Origin of the sequence: Pseudomonas sp. Irchel 3H9 (genome assembly GCF_900187495.1) — a bacterium.
Lineage (GTDB): Bacteria > Pseudomonadota > Gammaproteobacteria > Pseudomonadales > Pseudomonadaceae > Aquipseudomonas > Aquipseudomonas sivasensis.
The window spans coordinates 684,888-706,945 of the sequence record NZ_FYDK01000004.1 but is presented as its reverse complement, the minus strand read 5'-3'; the positions used below and the strand labels follow the sequence as shown (position 1 = coordinate 706,945).

Below are 22,058 nucleotides of genomic sequence, written 5' to 3'. Positions count from 1 at the left end.
CTAGGGCAGAAATCAAAGTCACCCGGCGTGGCCGTGGCGCGGTGCAGCAATGACGGATCGATCCGTTCTGTTTTAGAGGGCTGGTTTCAGCCCTGATAATCCTGAGGTCGCGCGGTAGAAAGCCCGCCCGGCACTTGCAGGGTGGGGGTGATTTCCATATGCCCGACGTTGACGGCAATCGGCGCTGCAATCGCGAAGGCAATGGCGTTGGCGATGTCTTCGGCCTGGGGCAATTCAAAACCTTCGACGAAGCGTTTGTAGGTCTCCTCGGAGTCGCCATGCACATGGGCAAAGATGTCCGTGGCCACTCGGCCTGGGCAGATCTCGGTAACCCGCACGCGCTTGCCGAAGGCATCAATGCGCAATTGACGCGAGAGCATGCTCACCGCGGCCTTGGTCGCGTGGTAGGTAGAGTTGCCGCCAAAGTTGTAGGCCGCTGCAATCGAGCTGATGTTGATGATGTGCCCGCAGTCGCGCTCGACCATCCCCGGCAACGCCAGGCGCGCCAGGTGCAACACCGCGCGAAGGTTGACGTCGATCAGCAGGTCGATACCGTCGGCATCGGCCTTGAGCAAGGAGCCGGGTTTATCGACACCGGCGTTGTTGACCAGGATGTCGAAGGTGTTTTCGGCGAACAACCGAGTCAGGCCGGCAATATCGGTCACGTCGATGGCGTGGGGAATGCAGCCAGTCTTTGCCGCCAGTGCCTGCAACTTGTCGGCACTGCGGGCCAGGGCATGCACCTGCACGCCTTCCTGGCACAGACGCTCCACAACGGCGGCACCGATGCCCGATGAGGCGCCGGTGACCAGTGCGGTTTTGTAGTCGGAAAATGGCATGGGGTGATCCTTGTGTCGCGGGTTATGGTTCGACTCTATCCAGCCTTCAGGCGCTGGACCAAGACGCGATGATTGTGTGGCGATAAGGCCTGCTTATGACGCCGCCAGCAGCTGGGAAATCGGGGTAATCCGCCCGCCCAATTGCTCGATTTCCTGGCGAATGGTGCGCGCCAGGTCGACCGCACCGGGGGTGTCGCCGTGCAGCAGGATCGAGTGGGCCGGCACCCGCAGCACCTTGCCGCTCAGGGCGGCCACGGTGCCCTCCTCCAGCAACTGCCGCACCCGTTGCAAGACTGCCGCAGGCTCCTTGATTACCGAGCCCTCGACCTTGCGTGGCACCAGCAGGCAGTCATCGTCATAGGCGCGGTCGGCGAGGAACGTCGTGGCCACGCGCAGACCACATTTTTCGGCCGCGCCTTCGATGGCGCGGCTGCTGGAAGAGCTGATGATCAGCGTGGGGTCGAACGCCGCCACCGCCCGCACCAACGGCTCGGCCAGCGCCGCATCGGCGGCGGCCATATTGCCCAGGGCGCCGTGGAAGCTCATATGGGTCATGCGATGGCCATTCACGGCCGCCATCCCGGCCAGCGCACCGAGCTGGTAGATCACATAGGTGGCCAGTTCCTTGATCTCGATGTTCATTTGGCGACGACCGAAGCCCATCAAATCCGGGAAACCCACGTGCGCGCCCAAGTCGATGCCACCGGCTTTTGCCAGGCGTACGGTGGTGTCCATGATCAATGGGTCGCCGGCGTGATAACCGCAGGCGACGTTGGCCGAGGAAATCAGGCTCATCAGTGCTTCGTCCTCGCCCATGCGCCACGGGCCGAAGCCTTCGCCGAGGTCGGCATTCAAATCGATCTTCATACCGGATACTCCAGGCCCAGAAAGGCTTCGCCGTAGCCGACGGTGGTGCCGCACGGCACGCGTATATCCACGACCTTGGCGGCTTTCGGGCTGCGCTGAGGCAGCAACAGCTCACCCACTTGCAGCACGGCCACCAGTTGACCGGCGCTAAGCTGATCGCCCACAGCCACGAACGGCTGGTTTTGTTGCGGATGAGTCAGCAGCAGACGACCCAGGCCGGTGGTGCGCAGCACCTTGTCATCCACTACCGCAGCCGCGACTGGCGTGACCACACTGACGGCAGGCGCACCGCGCTTGAGGGTCAGGTGCACGCCAGGGCTACTCATCTCTGCGCCAGCCAAGTGGTGTTCCTTGAGCCACAGCGCCAGTTGGCGAATCTCTTCAAGCGTCATGCTTTCACTCCTTGACGGTGCAGCTCCACCAGACGGCTGACTTCACGCAGGTAACGTCGATTGGTTTCCAAGGCGTCAACGGCCTCTTCATAACTGCACTCGATAAAGCGCACTTTGCTGCCGATCGGCGCCTGCCCCAAACGCCATAGGTCAGCCTCGATCACGCTGCCGAATTTGGGGTAGCCGCCGCTGGGCTGCGCGTCGCGCATCTGGATGATCGGCTGACCGCCATGGGGCACCTGGATCACGCCGGGCACGATGCCGTGGGAGCGAATTTCCATCGGTGCGATGGGCAGCAGCGGTTCACCTTCCATGCGGTAGCCATAGCGATTGCTCTGGGTGGTGATCTTCCACTCGCCAGACCAGAACGCGGCGCGGGAGGTTTCCTGGAAGCGCTCGTATTCAGCGGCGGGCAGCACGCGCATCGCGGGCACGCCGTCTACCTGTAACGGCAGCGAGAGACTGGGCGCCAAAACGCCGAAGTCCAGCGCCAAGGTGCTGAGGCCTGGTCGCAAGGCAGCGAGTCGATCGCCCTGCTGCAACGCCCGGCCGTCCAAACCACCGAACTCGCCACGCAATTGCGTGCTGCGTGAACCCAGCACCGACGGCACGTCCACGCCCCCCGCCAAACACAGATAAGCGCGACTGCCAGACGTCGGATACCCCAGGCTCAACACTTGACCCTCTCGCCCTTGGCAAACCCAGTTCGGCGGCAACGGCTGGCCGTCCAGCGTGGCGTCGCAGGCGGCGCCGGTCAGGGCAAAGGCGCAGTCCTGCATCAGGCGAACTTCAAACGTAAACAGCGGGATTTCAATCGCAGCGGCGTCTTCGGGATTGCCCAGCAGCAAGTTGCCCAAGGCCAGGGCCAGATGGTCCATGGCGCCCGAGGTACCTACGCCGTAACCCAGGCTGCCGAAACGACCGAGGTCCTGCACGGTGGCCAGGGCGGTGGCCGATAGAATCTCGATCATCGAATGATCCTCTCGATGCGCAAGCGCAGGAAATCACCCGGCCGCAAGATGGCAGGCGGGGTTTGGGCGGGGTCGAAAAAAGCCATCTCGGTGCGGCCGATGGTGTTCCAGCCGCTGGGGCCGGCCGAGGCGGAGACGCCCGTCTGCACGCCGCCGATGGACACCGAGCCCGCACCGATATTCAGCACCGGCACCTGGCGACGGGGCGTGGCCAGGCGTGGATCCATGCCGCCGAGGTAGCAGTAACCGGGGTGGCTGCCCAGGGCGTACACCGGGTACAGCGGCTCGCAATGCAGGTTGGCAATGGTCTCGATATCCAGCCCGGTGTGGGCGATCACGTCTGCCATGTGCGGGCCGAATTCGCCGCCGTACACCACCGGCAACTCGACAATTCGCCCTTCCAGGGGCAGCGGTTGGCTCTGTTCCCAGGCATCCAGCAGGCGCTGGCACACGCCGTTGAGTTCACGGGGCGGCGTGAGGAACGTCAGCATCAGGTTGTTCATGCCCGGCACGGCTTCGTGGATTTCCGGCCATTCGCCCGCTTGCAGGGCCAGGCGCCAGATACGCTGCTGCGGGGCCAGGTCGAGCTCGCCCGGCGCCTCGAACAGCAACGCGCTGGAGCCCAGCAGGCTGATGGAAGGTGCGGTGTTCATGTCGGGCTCCTTTGCTGCAACCAGCGCTCCAGGTGATGAATGTCGACACCGCCGGCGCAGAATGCCGGATCGTCGAGAATGTCTCGGTGCAACGGGATATTGGTGCTGATGCCGTCCACGATCATTTCGCTCAGGGCCAGGCGCATCCGCGCTAACGCCTCTTCCCGCGTGGCGCCGTGGGTGATTACCTTGGCCACCATCGAGTCGTAGTACGGCGGGACGCGGTAGCCGGTGGTGACATGGGAATCAACCCGCACGCCAAATCCGCCGGGCACTTCCCAACGCTGAATCAAGCCGGGTGTGGGCATAAAGGTGATCGGGTCTTCGGCGTTGATGCGGCACTCCAGAGAGTGGCCGTTCAACTGCACATCCTCCTGGCGCAAGCCCAACACTTCGCCGCGGGCCATGCGCAGTTGCTGCTGCACGATGTCGATGCCGGTGGTCATTTCAGTGACCGGGTGTTCGACTTGCAGACGCGTGTTCATCTCGATGAAAAAGAACTCGCCGTCTTCGTACAAGAACTCAAACGTGCCCACACCGCGATAGCCAATCTGGCGGCAGGCCTCGGCGCAGCGTTCGCCGACCTTGGCGATCAATGCGGGATCGATGCCCGGTGCGGGTGCTTCTTCCAAAACTTTTTGGTGGCGGCGTTGCAGGGAACAGTCGCGGCAGCCGAGCCAGATCGCATGGCCGTGGGCATCACACAGCACCTGGATTTCCACATGCCGCGGGTGGCCGAGGAATTTCTCGATATACAGCTCCGGGTTGCCGAACGCCAACCGCGCCTCTTCACGGGTGAGCGCGATGGCAGCGAGCAACTCGGCTTCGGCCTGCACCACGCGCATGCCGCGACCACCGCCACCACCAGCGGCTTTGACGATCACTGGGTAACCGATCTCGGCAGCGATGGCGAGAATGCTGGCGTCGTCGGTAGGCATTGTCGAATCAGGCCCCGGCACGCACGGCACACCGGCTTCACGCATGGCACGCTTGGCGGCCACCTTGTCGCCCATGGTGCGGATGCAGGCTGCGCTCGGGCCGATAAAGGTCAGGCCGGCGGTTTCGATGCGCTCGGCAAACCCGGCGTTTTCCGAAAGGAACCCGTAGCCAGGGTGGATCGCCTGGGCGCCAGTGACCTTGGCGGCGAACAGCAACGCCGTCTGGTTGAGGTAGCTCATGCCCGGCGCGGCCGGACCGATGCACAGCGATTCGTCAGCGTTTTGCACGTAGTGGGCGTGACGGTCCGCTTCGGAAAACACCGCTACGGTCTTGATGCCCAGGCCATGGCAGGCACGCTGAATGCGCAGGGCGATTTCGCCACGGTTGGCGATCAGCACTTTGTCGAACATTGGATTCACCTGAATAACGAATACGCGTAAGGGTCAACCGAGCCGGAACAGCGACTGGCCGGCGTCGACTTCAACCCCGGCCTCGACCAGGATCTCAACCACCTGGCCCGCCACCTTGGCCTTTACCGGGTGGAACATCTTCATCGCCTCGATCACCGCCACGGTCTGGCCGGTCTCGATGCTTTGCCCCACGGTCACAAAAGGCGGCTCACCGACGGCGGGCGTCAGGTGCAGCACGCCATAAAGGCTGGCTTTGACTTCAACGGCGCTGGCAGCCGGTGCAGCTTTGGGGGCTGCGACCACGGTGGGTGCAACGCTGGTGGTCCCCTGCCCCGCCTGCTTGAACAGCCGCAGCGTGCTGTCGCCTTCGGTGAGGCTCAGTTCCAGCAGATCGGATTCGGCCAGCAAATCCATCAACCCCTTGATACGTGCTGAATCCATGTATGGCCCCTGCCTGTCGAGCGTGTCTTGAGTGGATGAGCCCAATCTACCGAGCCCCTCGAAACGCGGCCAAGACGCTTTGGCTTTGGGGTGATAAGCCGACCTTATGACGCCTCACACGGCGCTGCCACGCATCTGCGCCACCAGCTCCAGCAGAATCGCCTTGACCGCCTGGGCCGGCACGGACAACGGCAAATGCCCGGACAGGCACAACGCCAACGGCGCCTCCACCTCGGGCTCGACGATGCGGCACATATGCACCGAAGGGTCCGCGGCCATGACCCGCGCCGACGACTCAGGCAGGATGGTCGAACCGAAGTGGTCGGCCACGGCGGCGGTGAGCGTGGTGGACGATTCAATCTCGGCCACTACCCGCACACCCAGGCCGATACGCAGGAAGGCTTCGTCCACCATCCGACGCATGACGTTGTAGGGGCGCGGCAACAGCATGTCCATGTCGGCCAACTCGGCCAGCGGGATGTCTTCGCGACTGGCAATGGCCGGGTCGGCACTCACCAGGTACAGCGGCTCGCGCAGCAGCGAGACAAAACTCAAACCATGCACCTCCCGCCCGCCGTAAAGCACGGCCATGTCCATGCGGCCGTTCATGATCAGTTCGCTCAACGTGGTGCCGAAGTTTTCATTGAGGTACAGCAGGATGCCGGGGTGACGTTCGCGCACGGTGCGCAGCAACGGCAGCGACAACGTCGACGCCGCCGTCCCCGGCGCCAGCCCCACCGACACCTGCCCGGACAAGGCATGGCCGGTGGCATTGATATCGCTCTGAGCCTGTTCGCACTGGCGCAGGATAATTTGCGCATGGCCATACAACACCTTGCCCGCCTCAGTCGGCGTCACGCCGCGCTTGGTGCGGATCAGCAATTGTTGTTGCAACTCGGCTTCCAGGGTTGCCAGTTGCTGACTCAACGCCGGTTGCGCCACATGCAACACATCAGCGGCCTGGGTCATGCTGCCGATGTCGACCAGTTTTACGAAATACTTCAATCGACGCAGGTTCAAAATGGCGGTGCTCATGTAAGGGACAAGTGATGCCTTAAATGTGGGAGGGGGCTTGCTCCCGATAGCAGTGTCAGTGGATGCATCTGTGACTGGCACACTGCTTTCGGGAGCAAGCCCCCCCCCACATTTGGATTTGTGTACACCTGGCAGGTTTGCAAAAGACAGGCCACCCGCATAACCAGCCATAAGGCTTTGCTATGGTTGCTCCTGATCCCCCACCCAAAGCACCCGCTCGGAGCAGCCAGGACTGGACGCACCTGCTTGGTGCAAGCCCAGCCATAAGCACTGCCTATCAACCCAGAACAAACTCGTCTTATGGCCCCCTCGCCCGGCCCTCGTACTGTGACGCCATCAACGCCATCATCGAGGAACGCCCGTGACCGCCTCCCGCATCGCCGCCCGTGTGCAACGCATCAAACCATCGCCCAGCAGCGCCGCGTCCGACCGCGCCAACGAGCTGCGTCGCCAAGGCCAGTCCATCATCAACCTGGTAGTGGGCGAGCCGGATTTCGATACACCCCCCCACATCCGCCAAGCCGCCAGCGCGGCCATCGAGCGCGGTGAAACCCGTTACACCCAAAACGCCGGCACCCCGGAACTGCGCCAGGCCATCGTCGATAAACTGGCCCGCGAGAACGGCCTGAGCTACACCGCCGCTCATGTACTGGTGACCAGCGGCGCCAAGAGCGCGATCTTCAACGCCTTCGCCGCCACCCTAGGCGCCGGTGATGAAGTGCTGATCCCTGCGCCCTACTGGGTGTCGTACCCGGACATGGTCCTGGCCTGCGAAGGCGAGCCGGTGACCCTGGCCTGCCCGGAACACAACGGGTTCAAGCTGACCCCAGCACAGTTGCGCGAAGCGATCACCGAGCGCACCCGCTGGCTGCTGCTCAACTCACCGAGCAACCCCACCGGCGCCAGCTACAGCCACGCCGAACTGCGCGCCCTGGCCGACGTGCTGCTGGACTATCCGCATGTGCTGCTAATGACCGATGACATCTACGAGCACATCCGCTTCGACGGTCTGGACAACCCACACATCCTGGCCATTGAACCAGCCTTGAAGGACCGCACCCTGGTGGTCAACGGCGTGTCCAAGACTTACGCCATGACCGGCTGGCGCATCGGTTATGCCGCCGGCCCCGCCGACCTGATCGGCGCCATGGCGACCCTGCAATCCCAGTCCACCAGTAACGCCTGCTCAGTCAGTCAGGCGGCGGCATTGGAAGCGCTCAACGGCGACCAACACTTCGTCAAACACAGCGTCGAGGTGTACCAGCAACGACGCGACCGTTGCCTTGAACTGCTCAATGCAATCCCCGGCCTGAGCTGCCGCAAGCCGGACGGCGCGTTCTATCTGTATGTGAACTGCGGCGGTCTGCTAGGTAAAAAAACCGCCGAGGGTAAAACCCTCAACAGCGACAGCGAAGTGGTGATGTACCTGCTCGAAAGCCAGGGCGTGGCGGTAGTGGCGGGCACGGCCTATGGCCTGGCACCGTTCTTTCGCATGTCGATTGCTACCGACATCAGCACCCTCGACCAAGGCTGCGCGCGCATTGCCGCTGCCGTTGCCGCGTTGCGCTGAGGTTCGACGATGACCGCGGCGGCCCACCCTCCCCTGAGTTTCAAGCAAGCCTTGCTGGCGATGATTGGCATCTCGTTGGTGCTGATGCTCTCGGCACTGGACCAGACCGTGATCGGCAACGCGTTGCCGAGCATCGTGGCCGAGCTCAAAGGCTTTGAACTCTATGCATGGGTCGCCACTGGTTATCTGTTGGCGTCCATCGTCACCATCCCGATTTTCGGACGGCTGGGGGATTACTACGGGCGTAAGCCGTTCGTACTGGCCGCCACGTTGATCTTCACTCTGGCGTCCCTGGCCTGCGCCCTGGCCAACGACATGCTGGTGCTGGTGATCGGCCGTGCGTTGCAGGGCATCGGCGGCGGCATGTTGATCGGCACCGCGTTCGCCTGTATCCCCGAACTGTTTCCCGACACCCGCCAGCGCCTGCGCTGGCAGATGCTGTTGAGTGCGCTGTTCAGCGTAGTCAATGCCATCGGCCCGGGGCTGGGGGGGTATCTCACCGGCGCCTTCGGCTGGCGCTCGGTGTTCTATATCAACCTACCGTTGGGCTGCCTGGCGCTGTTGATTGCCTGGCGTTTCCTGCCGTGGTATCGCCCGCAACAACACAGCAGCATTCGCCTGGATTGGCCCGGCGCACTGTTGATCGCGCTGGCGTTGGGCAGTCTGCAATTGTTTGTGGAATGGCTGGGGCATTCGAGCCTCGCACTCAGCGCGGCGTTAGGTCTGGGGTGTATCGCGGCGATCATTGCGTTGTGGCACTGGGAGCGGCGTTGCCCGCATGCGTTGTTGCCGGCCGCGCTGTTCACCCTGCCGAGCCTGCAACTGCTGTTCACGCTGTCGGTGGCCGCCGGGGCGATCATGTTTTCGCTGCTGTTTTACCTGCCGCTCTTACTGCAAGGCGCCTACGGGTATTCGCCTCAGGACGCCGGTGTGTTGATCACACCGCTGGCGTTGAGCATCACCCTCGGCGCCATCGTCAACAGCCGCATCGTGACCCGTTTGCGCAACCCAAACTGGTTGCCGCTGGCCGGTTTTGTCGCGTTGCTGCTGGCGTGCCTGGGGTTGGCAGTGGTCGGACGAAGCGCGTCGTTCAATGAGTTGCTTGGCTTGATTCTACTGGCCGGGTTGGGCCTGGGATTCATCCTGCTCAACCTCACGGTATTCACCCAGACCCTGGCCGAACGGCAGTTTCTCGGCATCGCCACGGCGCTCACTCAATCCCTGCGTCTGGTGGGCGGTTTGCTCGGCACTGCCGGCATGGGCGTGCTGGTCAACCTGCTCTACAGCACCCATCTGCAACGGGTGTTTCTTGCGGCGGGCCATGCCGAGGGCATTGCCCTGTATGCCGACCCACAAGTGCTGTTGCACGCCAATCTCGACGCCACGCCATGGCTGGAGCTGGCCCGCGATGCGCTGGCCCAGTCGGTGGGCGTGGGCCTGCTGCTGTGCGCGGGGATTGGCGTGCTCGCCCTGTTCATCCTGTACCGCTTACCGCCGGTGCGACTGCACGTCGTGCCGGCCACCGTTGCTCCCGCTCCTGAAAAAAAATAGAAAACTTTCACTGCCGCTTTTGACTGCCCTCAAAAAACCAATCACACATGGGGATGACACCAATGGAGCTTTTCAATCGCGCACCAACCGTACTCGCCGGCCTCTGTGGCCTGATCATCGCCCAGCAGGGCTACGCCGCAGGCCTGGTGGAAGACAGCAAGCTAAATGTGCTGGCCCGCAACTTCTTCAGCAACGCCGACAACCGCAGCGGCGCCGCCGACCCCAACTACACCCAGGAATGGGGCCAGGGTTTTATCGCCAACTTCGAGTCCGGTTACACCCAAGGCACCGTGGGCTTCGGCATGGACGCCATCGGCATGTTCGGTGTGCGTCTGGACTCCGGCAAGGGGCGCCACTACAACCCGCAAAGCACCGCGTTCAACGGCAACGTGTTCCCCACCGACAGCGATGGCCGCGCAGTGGATGAGTTCGGCAGCCTGGGGCTGACGGCCAAGGCGCGCTTTGCCAAGACCGAGCTGAAATACGGCACTCTGGTGCCGATGCTGCCGGTGGTGATGTCCACCGACCGCATGTTGCAACAGACCTTCAATGGCGGGCAGGTGCAGTCCAAGGACCTGGACCATTTCACCTTCACCCTCGGCCAGTTGGAACACGTGAAGGGCCGTGGTTCAAGCGACCAGATGGGCATGTCGATTCCCGGCGCCAACAACGCGCGTACCGGTGAGTTCGTCAACAAGTTCTACTACGGCGGCGTCGACTACAAACCGACCAAAGACCTGACCTTGCAGTACTACTACGGCAACCTGCAGGACTTCTACAAACAGAACTTCCTGGGCCTCAAGTACGACTGGCAGATCGGCCCGGGCACCCTGCGCACCGACCTGCGCCACTTCGACAACCGCTCCGACGGCGCCAACGGCAACGACCCAGCGTTCTACACCTTCGGCTACTACGGCGACGGCGTGACCAAGGGCAAGGTCGACAGCCGCCTGAGCAGCGCCCAATTCACCTACCTGGTCAACGGCCACACGATTGCCGCCGGCCTGCAACAGGTCAGCGGCGACAGCGATGCGGTGTGGTTGAACCAGGGTGACGGTTCCACGGCCTACTTCATGACCGAGTCGATGATCGGCAAATTCCAGCGCGCCGGGGAAACCACCTGGCAGGTGCGTTACGGCTATGACTTCGCCTCGGTCGGCGTGCCAGGCCTGAGCTTTATGGGCATGTACGAAAGCGGCTCGAACATCCGCACGCCCACAGGGGATAAAAGCGAGTGGGAGCGCAACTTGACGGTGAGCTACGTGATCCAGCAGGGGCCGCTGAAGAACCTGAGCATTGCCCTGCGCCACGCGTCGTTGCGCACTGAAGTGACGACCCAACGGGACAGTGATGAGCATCGGGTGATTGTCAGCTACCCGTTGAACATCCTCTAAGCACAAGCGGCGCCGCTGGGCTCGTGGTCAGCGGGTCATGCTGGGCGCCCTCGCCCACCTGCGGCATGCAGTCGAAGGTGGGCACATTGTGTTCGATGCGCAGCAGCATGGGGCTGAGGAACAGGCGGTTGAGCTGTTTGGTGCCCAACGCTGCCATCGTCGCATTGCCGTCGAGCGGGTAGACAACCGGGTTGGCGGCAAGGGATCAGACTTTGACGTTCTGCCGAATATTCCAGCCAAACTTCACCGGCCCACCGTCCTTGGCGCCATCCGCCTTCTGCGGCTGGTAGCTGACGTCGACGGTGGCGAAGTTCAAGGCGATGCTGTCGTACAAAACATCATCGGCCGTGTCAGCGCGGGTGCTGTACGACACCACCATGACTTCCTTCAAGGTAATCACCAGATACTCCACCGGGCTGGTTCCGCCGGCCTTGCGCACCACCAATTTGGCCTGGGGATAATGCTTGCCGGTGGCGCACGCCATCATCAGGTTGGGGCTGGATTTATCCAGGGGTTTGGTCAGGTTCAGGTTGGTGAAGTCGGCCTTGCCCGAACCGCCTCCCGTGCCGGAATGCATCGAGCCCGTTTGCGATAATCCCCACCCCCAGTTGGTGATATCGATCTCGTCACGATGGGCCAAGTCTTGCGATTCACCCTTGATGTCGCCCAGTTTCAAAAACATGTCGACTGCCATGTTGGCTCCTTGTCCTGTGGTCCGCCGGAAGTGACGTGGCGCGCACTTTTCCTCAATCAGGAGCGGGCATACAAGACGTCAACGTCGCTTCAGGACGTACCCGACTGTAAATGGCGAAGCTTCCGACATTCATCCCAGTTGCGGCGTATTTACTCTCTCAGCTCCCAAAAAAAGGAGTTAAGGAATGACGGCCGCTCTGTTCAAGGATGGATTCCCCTCAGCCCACCGCACCACACGCCAACGCATTGAAAGCAGCATCGACCTGCGGCGGTTGTTCTTCGCCATAGACGCCGACCCGGCGTTGATTGGTGCGGGGGTGGTGTATATCGATGGGGATTTCAACGTGGTGGTACTGCGGGAGTTCCAGGCGATTTGCAGCGTGCGGCCGATCAAAGTGGTGCTGCGGGAAGCGCCGAGGTATGTGGGGCCGGTGGAGTTTAAGCGGATGTTGGAGCATGAGCCTCGGGAGTCAAAATTGATGGTAGAGGCGCTGAGTACAACAGCGACGTGTATCGGAGCAGTGTTGAGTTGGGTGGTTATCGGCAGTGGAGTTATGTTTATGCCATTCACTGGCGGAGCAAGTGCGGTGATTTCCTTCGTTGGTAAAGCCGCTGCAGTTGCGAGCACAATTCAATGCTTTTCTGGTGTTGTTCGAACATTCAGTGAGGCCTACAACCCTCAATTCAACGATGAACTGGACAACAATGCATGGTATGACGCTGCAATGACTGTCCTGGATGGTGTGGCGTTGCTCGGCGTCACAAGCTCGGCGCTTGTAACGGTTAAAGCGGCTAACACTGCTACGCGCGTGACAGGAAAAAACCTGCGGCAAGTCCTTAGCGGTCTATCCCGACAAGAGCGGGCAAAACTGAACAACGAGTTGCTCAGAATCCGCGACCCACGCCTCACCACTCAGCTACTCAAGTTGGAACAGGCAGCGGGGCGGGCGTCCAAACGCATTAGCGCAACCGAAATGAAACAAGCCACCGCCAACCATATAAGAGATGCCTTGGCAGCAACATTGGGGTTTACCAGCAGTGCAATGAACGGAAACGTCAAGACACTCGCAATCGGTCTATACGAAGAGGTGACCGAGTGAAGAAGCGAAGAAAAGCCAACAGTCTGAACAACCTTAAAAGCATAAACGATGGGAAAGGAATGACAGGAGAAGATGCCTATCACTCAGAGCTCTTTATCGAAGATCCGCGCAAACTCCTAAGACGCTTCATGCCAATAATAGGCGCCGACCTGATTGCAGGATGCTTTTCAATAGGGTTGGTAACGCTGCTGGTCGCAATGACCTATTTTTCTGCACTTCCTATTCATACATCCACTAACGCATCCTTTATTGGCGGCATGGTAGTCGCCGCAGTTTTCGCCCTGGCCAAATACGAAGTGCTCTACGGCCGAATCCATTGGGTATGGATAAACGTCGCGATCTACCTCCTCTGCCTGCTGATATCCCTACCCGCCGTCCTGTGGCGCCCCAACACCTATCTCTACGCACTGGCCCTACTCGGCCCACTTGTCGGTCTGCTGATCCTCAACAGCAACCGCTGCCGCGAACTGCGGCAAAAGTCGGTAGAGCTACGCCACAAACGCGAAGCCATCATCGCGACCCTGAAACAACAGGGCCGCTGGAAATGGTGGTAACCCTCAGGCCGCTTCTCTCCGCGCAGCCGTGTGCCGATTCACCGGCACCGGCAGCCCAAGATGCCCGCGCAAGGTGCTGTGGCTGTATTCACTGCGAAACAACCCACGCTCACGCAACAACGGCAGCACTTGGTCGGTAAACCGCGCGAAGTCATCCGGTGCGCCCACGTGGATGTTGAAACCATCCACCGCGCCTTCGACAAACCAGCGTTCGATCTCGTCGGCCACGGTCTTGGGCGAGCCAACAAAGCTGGAGAACGGCTTGGCAAAACGCAACGCCGCCTGGCGCAGGGTCAGTCCTTGGTCACGGGCGACTTGCTTGATGTTTTCGGCATGGCCGCGATAGCCGTTGCTGCCCAGGTCGCCCAGCTCCGGGAAGGGTTCATCCAATGGATATTGGCTGAAGTCGTGGTAGTTGAACGGCCGCCCCAGTTGCACCAGCGCTTTATCCAGGTCCAGCTCGCCATTGCGCTCGCGGTCGATGGCCTGGGCCTGTTCGTCGGTGTCGGCAATGATCGGCGAAATGCCCGGCAGGATGGTCACGTGATCAGGGTTACGTCCGGCGGCAGCAGTCCGTTTTTTGATGTCGCTGTAATACGCCTGGGCGTCTTCAAAATTGCCCACGCCGGCAAAAATGCCTTCGGCGTAATTCGCCGCCAGGCTGCGGCCTGACTCGGAAATACCCGCCTGGAAAATCACCGGCTGGCCCTGGGCTGAACGCGCGATGTTCAACGGGCCGGTCACTGAGAAAAACTCGCCGTGGTGGTCGAGGCGATGCTGGCGTTGCGGGTCGAGGAATACGCCGCTGGCCTTGTCGCGCACGAAGGCGTCGTCTTCATAGGAATCCCACAGCCCCTGCACCACGCTCAGGTGCTCGGCCGCGCGGCGGTAGCGCTCGGTGTGATCAATATGCTGCTCACGGCCAAAGTTGCCGGCCGCGCCTTCCAGGCCGGTGGTGACCACGTTCCAACCGGCGCGGCCGCCGCTGATCAGGTCCAGCGAGGCAAACTGGCGGGCGACGTTGAAGGGCTCGGTGTAGGACGTGGTCAGCGTGGCCACCAGGCCGATCTTCGACGTCGCACCGGCGATGGCCGAAAGCAGGGTCAGTGGTTCCAGACGGTTGAGGAAATGCGGCGCGGAATCCGGGGTGATGTAGGGGCTGTCGACGATGAAGACCAGATCGAATTTGGCCGCTTCTGCCTGTTGCGCCTGGACACGGTACCAGTCGATATCGACACTGGCATCGCCGGGGATTTGTGGGTGCAGCCATTCGTTTTGCGCAGTGCCGACGCCGGTGAGGATGGCACCGAATTTGAGTTGCCGGGGTGAGGTGGACATAGGGATTTCTCCATAACGAACATGAGGACTGACGGGCAAAAAACGGATCCCACTGTGGGAGGGGGCTTGCCCCCGATGGCTGCGGGTCAGTCAAAGAGGCATCAACTAACACGCCCTCATCGAGGCCCAAGCCCCCTTCCACACTGTTAACCGCGTGAATCAGGCTGTGCGGGCAGCGATGGCTTCGACTTCAACCAACGCTCCGGGCAATGGCAGCGCGACGACTTGCAACGCCGTCCGTGCCGGTTTGTTCGGCTGCTCCGGCGTACCGAAGAACTGCGTATACCCACGCTGCAACCCGGCAAAATCCAGCTTGCCGTCGGTCTCTTCAGCCCCCACCAAAAACACCCGCAATTGCACGATATCGCCCAGATCCAGGTCCTGCTGCTGAAGAACCTTGCGCAGTTTGTTGAATACCGAAACCGTCTGTACTTCGGTGTTTCCATAGACGCCCGGCACCTGAGGATCGGCAGCGTCCGGCAAGGTCCCGCTGACAAAGATCAGGCTGGCGGACGCCGGCACGGTGACGGTCTGCGAGATCGGAAAATCGCCGACGCTGGTACGTTGAATGCTGTCGCTCATGGTGTGTCTCCTTAAGAGGCGGCGAGTGCCGCGACCTGTCGTTGTTGGGTTACCCGTTCGGCCAGTTGCGCGATCACATGCCGCGCCGAGTTGGCCGCCGATTCCTGCCAGATACCCACGCCGCTTTGCACCAGGCCGTCGCCGGCGAAGTACACACGGCCATGGCCGGCTTCGAGCAGGCTGCTTGCGTCAGCCGGGAAGTGTTCGCGTTGCAACCACGGGCCCTCGCTGTAGGGGATCTGTTCCCAGGTCACGGCCAGCGGGTTACGCAGGTGTTTGGAGAAACCGGGGTGCAGCAGCTCAACCGCTTCTCTGGACGTGGCGTATTGCTCGGTGAAGGGTTTTGCGCCAAACGCATCGGCGCCCTCGCCGGTTACATAGCCGGCTACGAGCAGGCCTTCGCGGGTATTGAGGTCGTTGCTCGGGTACCACAACAGGCGCGCGGGGTGTTCGATCCACGACAGCCCGCCATAGGTGCGGTAGTCGGTTTCCCAGAAGCGCGGGGATTGCCACGCCACTTTGGTCGCCTGGTCGCTGCGGGTGCTGAGCAGCGCGGCTTTGATCGGGTCACTGAAGTCGGTATCGAGTTTGGCCAGCAACGGCAGCGGCAACGTCGAGATCAGGTAATCGGCACGCACCACCTGTTCGCGGCCACTGTGCTGGTCGTGATAGGTCACCGCCACGCCGTCCTCCAATTGGCGGATCTGACGCACCACGGCCCCCAACTGCACGTGATCACTCACCCGTTGATAGAACGCGTCGGTGATGCGGTCCATGCCGCCGACTGGTTGAAACATGGTCGCCGAAAACTCCGGAAACTCGGTGTGCAGCAATGCGCCCCACAGTTCCGGGTGCAGCAGTTGATCCAGCGACAACGGGCTGCGACTGGCCGGCAACGCGCCCGGATGGGCAGGAGACTCAAGGTGCCCCGAGCGAATCGTGCCCTCAAAGGCCAACTCTTGGGACAGGTCGCCGTACACCTGCAAAAACGCCAGCAACCGCGTGCGTTCCTCAGTACTCAGCACATCATCAAGGGCATCACGCTGCACGGCTTTGGCCAGCAGGCCGGACAAGTGCCCCCGCGCATCATTGATCGCCTGGCCAACGCTGAACGCCGGCTTTTGCACATCGGGCCTTACCTGGGCGCCATGGCTGCTGTTGACCAGCACTTCCAACTGCACGCCAAGCTCACTGCAATAGTCGAGGATCGTGCGGTGCTGGCTGGGAATCCGGGCCGGGCCGGCGTTGAAGTAATGCCCTTGATCGAATGCCGCCGTTTGCGTGCGGCCATCCTTGTAGTCCACGCGGTCGCCATGACGCAGGGTCCAGGTGCGCCCCCCGACCCGCTCACGCGCCTCCAGCACTTGCACGTCAAACCCGGCGCGGGTCAGCTCCAAGGCGGTGACCAGACCGGCGATCCCGGCGCCCAACACCAGCACGCGGGTGCCTTGCCCCAAGCCTTCTTTGAGTTTCAACGGTTGCGGACGGCGGTGCGACGACGGCCCCAAACCTAATGCCGCCAGTGCATCCTTGACGGCTTTTTCGCCGCCTACCGCCGCTATGCTCGACAACGCTTCACGTCGTGTCAGTCCCATGTCGATTGCTCCTTAATCCGGCAGGCCGGGTGGGTTGATCAGCGACTTGTCCACGCGCTCCACATCCAGGCCCCAACGTTGCAGCACCTGTTCGTATTGGCCGCCGGCAATCGCGCCTTCCAGGGCGGTGTGGATAGGCTTGACCAGGCCGTTGTCCTTGCGCGTGGTCACAGCGATGTCGGCCTGCAACGGCCAGCCACCGTTCACCGTGCCGACGCGCTTGATGCCCCCGGTGATCGCCGCCGAATAGGCGTACACCGAGTTAGGCCCGAACAGCGCATCGCTGCGCCCGGACTGCACCGCCAATTGCGCGGCGGCCTGGTCGTCGAAGTACTGCAACAGCGCGGGTTTGAGGCCGGCCTTTTCATTGGCTTCGTTCCAAGCCAGCAGGACTTTTTCCTGGTTGGTACCGGAGCCGACGATGATCTTCAGCCCAGCAATATCCGCAGCCTGTTTGATCTCAGAGATCTTGCTGGTGGTCTTGACGTAGAAGCCGAGCACGTCCTGGCGATAGGTGGCGAAGTCGAAACGCTTCTTGCGCGCCTCAGTCACGGTGACGTTGCTGATCACCGCGTCGTACTTGCCCGAGCTGACGCCCAGGGGCCAATCCTCCCAACTGGTCTGCACCACGTTGAGTTGCAGGCCAAGGCTGTCGGCCACCAGTTGCGCGGTGTCGGCTTCGCTGCCGATGGTGGTTTTGTCGTCACTGGCCAGTAGCGCCAGGGGTGGTCCTGCCACGCCAGACACGGCCACGGTGAACTTGCCCGGCTGGGCGAACTTGAAACCCGGTGGGATCTGCGCGATGGCCGCCTCGTTGCGCGGCACATGAACGCGCACGCGGTCGGGGCTGAGGTCGACCTGTTGCACAGCAAATGCGCTTTGTGCGGTGCTGACGGCAAGCGCCAATAGGCCGATACGAGCGGTAGAGATAAACATGGGCAGTCACTCCGTTAACTAAAGCACTTTGCCGAGAAAGGCCACGGTGCGGGGATGTCGGGGTTGGCGGAAAATCTGTTCAGGCGGGCCTTCTTCGATCAGTTGGCCGTCGCAGAGAAACACCACGTGGTCGGCCACTTCACGGGCAAAGCCGATCTCATGGGTGACGATGACCAAGGTCACGCCCAGTAGGGTCAGGCCCTTGATCACGTCGAGGACTTCCCCCACCAACTCGGGGTCGAGGGCCGATGTGGGCTCGTCGAACAGCAGCACCTTCGGGTCCAGCGCCAGGGCACGGGCGATGGCGACGCGCTGTTGCTGACCGCCGGAAAGCTGGCGCGGATAAGCATCGACCTTGTCCGCCAGGCCGACCTTGGCCAACAGCTCTGCGGCCTTGGACTGCGCCTCAGCCTTACTCCAGCGCTTGTGGGCCAAAGGCGCTTCGGCGACGTTTTCCCAAGCGGTGAGGTGCGGGAACAGGTTGAAGTTCTGGAACACGAAGCCCACGTCGATGCGGCGCTTGAGAATCTCGCGCTCCTTGAGTTCATACAGCAGGTCACCTTTGCGCCGATAACCGACGTATTCACCGTCGATGGTGATGTGCCCGCTGTCGATTTTCTCCAGGTGGTTGATGGTGCGCAGCAAGGTGGACTTGCCCGAGCCGGACGGCCCAAGAATCACCGTGACCTTGCCGGGGTCGATGGTCAGGTCGATGTCCTTGAGCACCTGCTGGCTGCCAAAGCGCTTGCCCACGCCCTGGATCTGGATACGTCCTGCGCGCGCTTCACTCATAGGATTTCTCCTTGAGCCAACCGCGTATGCGCTGCAACGGCGTGGGCGGTAGCACCCTTGCCGTTCCCCGTGCGAAATGACGCTCGACGTAATATTGAGCACTGGTCAGCACGGTGGTGATGATCAGGTACCACACGGTGGCGACGATCAGCAGCGGGATCACCGCCTGGGTGCGGTTGTAGATGACCTGCACGGTGTAGAACAGCTCCGGCAGGGCCAGCACGTAGACGATGGACGTGCCCTTGACGAGGCCGATGATCTCGTTGAAGCCCGACGGCAGGATCGAGCGCAATGCCTGGGGCAGGATGATCCGGAAGATGCGGCGTGATGCAGGCAAACCGAGCGCCGCTGCCGCTTCATGCTGACCGGCGTCCACACCGATCAGGCCGCCGCGAATGATCTCCGCCGCGTAGGCCGCCTGCATCAGGCTCAAACCGAGAACCGCCGTGGTGAACTGGCTGAGCACGTCCACCGTCGACCACTCGGCAAATACCACGCTGGTGAACGGCACGCCGAGCACAATGTGGTCATAAAGGTAGGCAAAGTTGTACAGGATGATCAGCACCAGCAACGCCGGCATCGAACGGAAAAACCAGATATAGCCCCAGGCCAGGGCCGCCAAAAGCGGCGAGCCGGACAGTCGCGCCAGGGCCAGCGCCGTGCCGAGGATCACGCTGAACACCGTGCTCAACAGCGTCAGCAACAACGTCTGCCCAAGCCCGCGCAGCACCGACGGCGAGAAGAACCACTGGCCGAACACACCCCACTCCCACCGCGGGTTGGTGGCGAGGGAATGGGCGATCGCGAGCAGCACCAGAGCGGCGAAGATCGACCCGGCCCAACGCCACGGGTGCCGGGCAGGCACCACTTGCAGGGCTTTGATCGGTGGGGAGACACGGACCTGGCGAACCTCGCGGGGCTGGTCAATCAGGTCATAGGGTTTGGCGACAATAGGCATGGTTTATTCCTCGGCCTTAGAAGGCATAGGTCAAGCGGGTGTAGTAGTACCCGCCGGTGAATCCGTAGGGCGAATAGGTGCCGTAGCTGCTGACCATGGTGCTGCTGGGCACGCCTTGTTTCTTGGGGTAGACGTCGAACAGGTTTTTGGCGCCGATGGCCACGTTGAGGTCTTTGGTGAGGTTGTAGCCAAGGTCGAGATCGGTGATCCATTTGGCCGCGTAGACCCGGTCGAGGCTGCGGTCGGCGGACACATTGACCTCCTTGTAGGAGCCGTAGCGGGTCAGGGCCAGGTTGAGGTTGAAGCGATCGATGCTCCAGTCACCGCCCAGGATCAGCTTGGTGCTGGGCTGTACGCCGGTGATCAGGTTGCGTGCCTGGCGGTCCATCAGGTCGTAGGACGTGCCGAGGATCGTGGTGGATTCCTTGTAGTTGAGGATTTTGGTCTGGTTCCAGTTGAACGCTGCGGTCCACTTCAGCGCGCCGTACTGGCCCAGGTCCTGGCTGTAGTTGCCGACCAGGTCGAGGCCTTTGGTGCGGGTGTCGGCCCCGTTGATAAAGTACTGGCCGCCGGAGGTGGAAGTGATGCCGTTGCCTTGCAGCACCTGGGTGATTTCCGGGCCCAGCAAGGTGCCGGTCAAGGTGATGCGGTCGCGCAGGTTGATCACGTAGGCGTCGGCGGTGAAGCTAAGGCGGTCGGTGGGCGTGAGGGTGAAGCCGAGACTGAAGTTGGTCGAGCGCTCGGGTTTCAAATCCTGGGCGCCCAGGGCTTGGGCAGCCGCCGAACCGGTGGGCAGCACCCCGTAGTTGATCGACTGATACACCCCGTCCACCACGCCATAGGTGGTGGAACGCGCACTGAACAGGCTGTTGGCCAGGGACGGCGCGCGGAAGCCATTGCTCACCGTGGCGCGCACGGCGAACTGTGGAGTGAAATCGTAGCGAGTGGTCAACTTGCCGCTGCGGGTGGCGCCCACGCCCTGGTTGTAATGCTCGTAGCGAAACGCGGTGCCCACGTACCAGTCCGGCACCGGGTTGAAGCCCACATCGACGTAACTGGCCAGGCTGTTGCGCGAGGCGCTGCTTTCTTCATCCGGCGAAATGCCGTTGGTGACCTGCGCCCCGCTTGATGCGCAATTGCCTGGGGCTACGCAGTAACCGCCGTTGGCATAAGACTCGTAATCACCGGCCTGCACCTCATAGGTATCGCGCCGATGCTCGAAGCCGTAACTCAGGTCGAGCGGCTTTTGCAGGCCGATATCGAAGCCGCGCTTGAAGTCGAGGTTGGTGGTCAGCTCGGTGCTGATCCAAGTGCCGGAGGTGAAGCTGTTCGGCGTGGCCTCGCCCAAAGACGGGTTCTGGTTATGGGTGGTGCCCTGCTCCGCTTCGTTGCGCCCGTAGGTGGTGGACAAATCCCAGTCCCACTCGCCGACGGTGCCCTTGCCGCCGAATGCAGCCTGGAAATCGTCCTCATCGATGTACCAGGTCGGCGTGTAGCCGCCGGGGTAACCGTTAGGTCCGGTGGTGATGGTGTTGGTGATGGTCGGCAGGCGGAAATTCTGCCCCTGCTCGGCCTTGCGCCGTGAATAGGTGGTGAAGGAATACAGGCTGAAATCGTCGTCGATAGGCAACTCGGCGTTGTAGCCCAGGGTCAGCAAGTTGGTCTTCGGCGTGCCGTAGCCGCCATAAGTGGAACGGCCGGCTTGCTCATAGGCCTGGGCGTAGGTGTAGCCGTTGGCGCTGGCCTTGTTGTCATCGTTCTGGCTGCGGGCATCCAGTGCCAGTTGCACGATGCCGCCGTTGCCGATCTCAAAGCCTTTGTTGAGGCTTTGTTGCACGGTCTGTTTTTTGCCGTCATAGCCAAGGCCGGCATTGGTCACCGAAGTGCCGCTGGTGTCGGCCTTGAGGATCACGTTGATGACCCCGGCGATGGCATCGGAGCCGTACTGGGCTGCGGCGCCGTCACGCAACACTTCCACATGGTCAATGGCGCTGATGGGGATCAAGTCCAGGTCTGCCGGGGCGGCGCCGGTGTTGATGCCGTTGATGTTCAGCGTCGCGGCGGTGTGGCGGCGCTTGCCATTGACCAGCACCAGCACTTCGGCGGCGCTCATGCCCCGCAGGTTCGGCGCGCGGGCAATGCCGCTGGCGTCCCAACCGGTTTTTTCCGGCAGGGTCAGCGATGGGATCACCGCACTCAACGCCTCCATCAAACCCGGTTTGCCGGTGCTTTGCAGTTGCTTGGCGCTGACCACATCGATCGGCACCGGACTGCTGGTGACCGTGCGCTGCTCAGCACCACGGTTACCGGTGACCACCACGGTGGACAGAGTGCTGTCGTCCTGGGCATGGGCGGTGTTGGCCAGAATTGCCAGTGCCAGGATGGCGGTGGGTTTTGACGTTTGCTTCATAGGCGTGCCTGTATTTCCAAATCGCGAAGTCGGGCAGT

The 22,058-nt window shown here is 62.0% G+C and carries 22 protein-coding genes; 5 read left to right on the top strand and 17 right to left on the bottom strand.

What is annotated here, in order from left to right:
* Positions 1 to 86: 86 nt before the first annotated feature.
* The 8 genes from CKW32_RS18515 to nac all read right to left on the bottom strand — a co-directional run bounded on the left by CKW32_RS18515 (position 87) and on the right by nac (position 6,532).
* A complete protein-coding gene (locus tag CKW32_RS18515; RefSeq protein WP_032887269.1) occupies positions 87 to 839 on the bottom strand; it encodes an SDR family oxidoreductase in 753 nt (250 codons plus the stop codon).
* Positions 840 to 932: 93 nt separating this feature from the next.
* On the bottom strand, positions 933 to 1,706 hold the full coding sequence (locus CKW32_RS18510) for a LamB/YcsF family protein (protein ID WP_095185630.1): 774 nt from the start codon (positions 1,704 to 1,706) through the stop codon (positions 933 to 935).
* Complete coding sequence (locus CKW32_RS18505) at positions 1,703 to 2,098, bottom strand: biotin/lipoyl-containing protein (protein WP_095185629.1); 396 nt, start codon at positions 2,096 to 2,098, stop codon at positions 1,703 to 1,705. The genes CKW32_RS18510 and CKW32_RS18505 overlap by 4 nt, the downstream gene beginning before the upstream one ends.
* Positions 2,095 to 3,069, bottom strand: coding sequence for a biotin-dependent carboxyltransferase family protein (locus tag CKW32_RS18500; protein WP_095185628.1), 975 nt, complete (start codon positions 3,067 to 3,069; stop codon positions 2,095 to 2,097). The genes CKW32_RS18505 and CKW32_RS18500 overlap by 4 nt, the downstream gene beginning before the upstream one ends.
* Positions 3,066 to 3,722, bottom strand: coding sequence for a 5-oxoprolinase subunit PxpB (gene pxpB / locus CKW32_RS18495; protein WP_032887265.1), 657 nt, complete (start codon positions 3,720 to 3,722; stop codon positions 3,066 to 3,068). The genes CKW32_RS18500 and pxpB overlap by 4 nt, the downstream gene beginning before the upstream one ends.
* Entirely contained in the window at positions 3,719 to 5,071 is a 1,353-nt protein-coding gene (gene accC, locus CKW32_RS18490) for an acetyl-CoA carboxylase biotin carboxylase subunit (protein ID WP_095185626.1), read from the bottom strand. The genes pxpB and accC overlap by 4 nt, the downstream gene beginning before the upstream one ends.
* Positions 5,072 to 5,104: 33 nt before the next feature.
* The gene (locus CKW32_RS18485; RefSeq protein WP_095185625.1) at positions 5,105 to 5,512 is read right to left on the bottom strand and encodes a biotin/lipoyl-containing protein; all 408 of its coding nucleotides are present in this window, start codon (positions 5,510 to 5,512) and stop codon (positions 5,105 to 5,107) included.
* 114 nt (positions 5,513 to 5,626) lie between these two features.
* Complete coding sequence (nac, locus tag CKW32_RS18480; RefSeq protein ID WP_032887298.1) at positions 5,627 to 6,532, bottom strand: nitrogen assimilation transcriptional regulator NAC; 906 nt, start codon at positions 6,530 to 6,532, stop codon at positions 5,627 to 5,629.
* A gap of 376 nt (positions 6,533 to 6,908) precedes the next feature.
* Between nac and CKW32_RS18475 the strand changes: the two genes are divergently transcribed.
* The 3 genes from CKW32_RS18475 to CKW32_RS18465 all read left to right on the top strand — a co-directional run bounded on the left by CKW32_RS18475 (position 6,909) and on the right by CKW32_RS18465 (position 11,062).
* Positions 6,909 to 8,117, top strand: a complete 1,209-nt coding sequence (locus CKW32_RS18475) for an aspartate transaminase (protein ID WP_095185624.1) — start codon at positions 6,909 to 6,911, stop codon at positions 8,115 to 8,117.
* 9 nt (positions 8,118 to 8,126) lie between these two features.
* Positions 8,127 to 9,668, top strand: coding sequence for an MFS transporter (locus CKW32_RS18470; protein ID WP_095185623.1), 1,542 nt, complete (start codon positions 8,127 to 8,129; stop codon positions 9,666 to 9,668).
* Between the two features lie 62 nt (positions 9,669 to 9,730).
* Complete coding sequence (locus CKW32_RS18465) at positions 9,731 to 11,062, top strand: OprD family porin (RefSeq protein WP_032887260.1); 1,332 nt, start codon at positions 9,731 to 9,733, stop codon at positions 11,060 to 11,062.
* On the opposite strand, the gene CKW32_RS28405 is transcribed toward CKW32_RS18465, so the two are convergent.
* Together CKW32_RS28405 and CKW32_RS18460 are read right to left on the bottom strand one after the other, a co-directional pair.
* Positions 11,037 to 11,219: a hypothetical protein gene (locus tag CKW32_RS28405; protein ID WP_143499405.1), complete on the bottom strand. Its 183-nt coding sequence runs from the start codon at positions 11,217 to 11,219 to the stop codon at positions 11,037 to 11,039. The genes CKW32_RS18465 and CKW32_RS28405 overlap by 26 nt on opposite strands.
* Positions 11,220 to 11,267: 48 nt before the next feature.
* Entirely contained in the window at positions 11,268 to 11,756 is a 489-nt protein-coding gene (locus CKW32_RS18460; protein ID WP_095185622.1) for a type VI secretion system tube protein Hcp, read from the bottom strand.
* 184 nt (positions 11,757 to 11,940) lie between these two features.
* On the opposite strand from CKW32_RS18460, the gene CKW32_RS18455 reads away from it, so the two are divergent.
* Positions 11,941 to 12,855 (top strand): NAD synthetase, encoded by a 915-nt coding sequence (locus CKW32_RS18455; protein WP_095185621.1) that lies wholly within the window; start codon positions 11,941 to 11,943, stop codon positions 12,853 to 12,855.
* Positions 12,852 to 13,409 carry a hypothetical protein gene (locus tag CKW32_RS18450; RefSeq protein ID WP_256585346.1) on the top strand — a complete coding sequence of 186 codons (558 nt, stop codon included), beginning with the start codon at positions 12,852 to 12,854 and terminating at the stop codon, positions 13,407 to 13,409. Before CKW32_RS18455 ends, CKW32_RS18450 begins: the two co-directional genes overlap by 4 nt.
* A gap of 3 nt (positions 13,410 to 13,412) precedes the next feature.
* On the opposite strand, the gene CKW32_RS18445 is transcribed toward CKW32_RS18450, so the two are convergent.
* From CKW32_RS18445 to CKW32_RS18415, 7 genes are all read right to left on the bottom strand, one after another.
* Entirely contained in the window at positions 13,413 to 14,747 is a 1,335-nt protein-coding gene (locus CKW32_RS18445; RefSeq protein ID WP_095185620.1) for an LLM class flavin-dependent oxidoreductase, read from the bottom strand.
* A gap of 159 nt (positions 14,748 to 14,906) precedes the next feature.
* Positions 14,907 to 15,329, bottom strand: coding sequence for a RidA family protein (locus tag CKW32_RS18440; protein ID WP_032887256.1), 423 nt, complete (start codon positions 15,327 to 15,329; stop codon positions 14,907 to 14,909).
* 11 nt (positions 15,330 to 15,340) lie between these two features.
* Positions 15,341 to 16,924 carry an FAD-dependent oxidoreductase gene (locus CKW32_RS18435; protein WP_095185619.1) on the bottom strand — a complete coding sequence of 528 codons (1,584 nt, stop codon included), beginning with the start codon at positions 16,922 to 16,924 and terminating at the stop codon, positions 15,341 to 15,343.
* Between the two features lie 12 nt (positions 16,925 to 16,936).
* Positions 16,937 to 17,860, bottom strand: a complete 924-nt coding sequence (locus tag CKW32_RS18430; RefSeq protein ID WP_032887252.1) for an ABC transporter substrate-binding protein — start codon at positions 17,858 to 17,860, stop codon at positions 16,937 to 16,939.
* An 18-nt stretch (positions 17,861 to 17,878) separates the two neighbouring features.
* Positions 17,879 to 18,652, bottom strand: coding sequence for an amino acid ABC transporter ATP-binding protein (locus tag CKW32_RS18425; RefSeq protein ID WP_095185618.1), 774 nt, complete (start codon positions 18,650 to 18,652; stop codon positions 17,879 to 17,881).
* On the bottom strand, positions 18,645 to 19,610 hold the full coding sequence (locus CKW32_RS18420) for an amino acid ABC transporter permease (protein ID WP_095185617.1): 966 nt from the start codon (positions 19,608 to 19,610) through the stop codon (positions 18,645 to 18,647). Before CKW32_RS18420 ends, CKW32_RS18425 begins: the two co-directional genes overlap by 8 nt.
* Positions 19,611 to 19,626: 16 nt before the next feature.
* Entirely contained in the window at positions 19,627 to 22,020 is a 2,394-nt protein-coding gene (locus tag CKW32_RS18415) for a TonB-dependent siderophore receptor (RefSeq protein ID WP_032887248.1), read from the bottom strand.
* Between the last annotated feature and the right edge of the window lie 38 nt (positions 22,021 to 22,058).

Bases quoted from the DNA above. Each gene is read 5' to 3' on its own strand.
- CKW32_RS18515 (WP_032887269.1), bottom strand. From the start codon at position 839: ATGCCATTTTCCGACTACAAAACCGCACTGGTCACCGGCGCCTCATCG.
- CKW32_RS18510 (WP_095185630.1), bottom strand. From the start codon at position 1,706: ATGAAGATCGATTTGAATGCCGACCTCGGCGAAGGCTTCGGCCCGTGG.
- CKW32_RS18505 (WP_095185629.1), bottom strand. From the start codon at position 2,098: ATGACGCTTGAAGAGATTCGCCAACTGGCGCTGTGGCTCAAGGAACAC.
- CKW32_RS18500 (WP_095185628.1), bottom strand. From the start codon at position 3,069: ATGATCGAGATTCTATCGGCCACCGCCCTGGCCACCGTGCAGGACCTC.
- pxpB (WP_032887265.1), bottom strand. From the start codon at position 3,722: ATGAACACCGCACCTTCCATCAGCCTGCTGGGCTCCAGCGCGTTGCTG.
- accC (WP_095185626.1), bottom strand. From the start codon at position 5,071: ATGTTCGACAAAGTGCTGATCGCCAACCGTGGCGAAATCGCCCTGCGC.
- CKW32_RS18485 (WP_095185625.1), bottom strand. From the start codon at position 5,512: ATGGATTCAGCACGTATCAAGGGGTTGATGGATTTGCTGGCCGAATCC.
- CKW32_RS18470 (WP_095185623.1), top strand. From the start codon at position 8,127: ATGACCGCGGCGGCCCACCCTCCCCTGAGTTTCAAGCAAGCCTTGCTG.
- CKW32_RS18465 (WP_032887260.1), top strand. From the start codon at position 9,731: ATGGAGCTTTTCAATCGCGCACCAACCGTACTCGCCGGCCTCTGTGGC.
- CKW32_RS28405 (WP_143499405.1), bottom strand. From the start codon at position 11,219: ATGGCAGCGTTGGGCACCAAACAGCTCAACCGCCTGTTCCTCAGCCCC.
- CKW32_RS18460 (WP_095185622.1), bottom strand. From the start codon at position 11,756: ATGGCAGTCGACATGTTTTTGAAACTGGGCGACATCAAGGGTGAATCG.
- CKW32_RS18455 (WP_095185621.1), top strand. From the start codon at position 11,941: ATGACGGCCGCTCTGTTCAAGGATGGATTCCCCTCAGCCCACCGCACC.
- CKW32_RS18445 (WP_095185620.1), bottom strand. From the start codon at position 14,747: ATGTCCACCTCACCCCGGCAACTCAAATTCGGTGCCATCCTCACCGGC.
- CKW32_RS18440 (WP_032887256.1), bottom strand. From the start codon at position 15,329: ATGAGCGACAGCATTCAACGTACCAGCGTCGGCGATTTTCCGATCTCG.
- CKW32_RS18435 (WP_095185619.1), bottom strand. From the start codon at position 16,924: ATGGGACTGACACGACGTGAAGCGTTGTCGAGCATAGCGGCGGTAGGC.
- CKW32_RS18430 (WP_032887252.1), bottom strand. From the start codon at position 17,860: ATGTTTATCTCTACCGCTCGTATCGGCCTATTGGCGCTTGCCGTCAGC.
- CKW32_RS18425 (WP_095185618.1), bottom strand. From the start codon at position 18,652: ATGAGTGAAGCGCGCGCAGGACGTATCCAGATCCAGGGCGTGGGCAAG.
- CKW32_RS18420 (WP_095185617.1), bottom strand. From the start codon at position 19,610: ATGCCTATTGTCGCCAAACCCTATGACCTGATTGACCAGCCCCGCGAG.
- CKW32_RS18415 (WP_032887248.1), bottom strand. From the start codon at position 22,020: ATGAAGCAAACGTCAAAACCCACCGCCATCCTGGCACTGGCAATTCTG.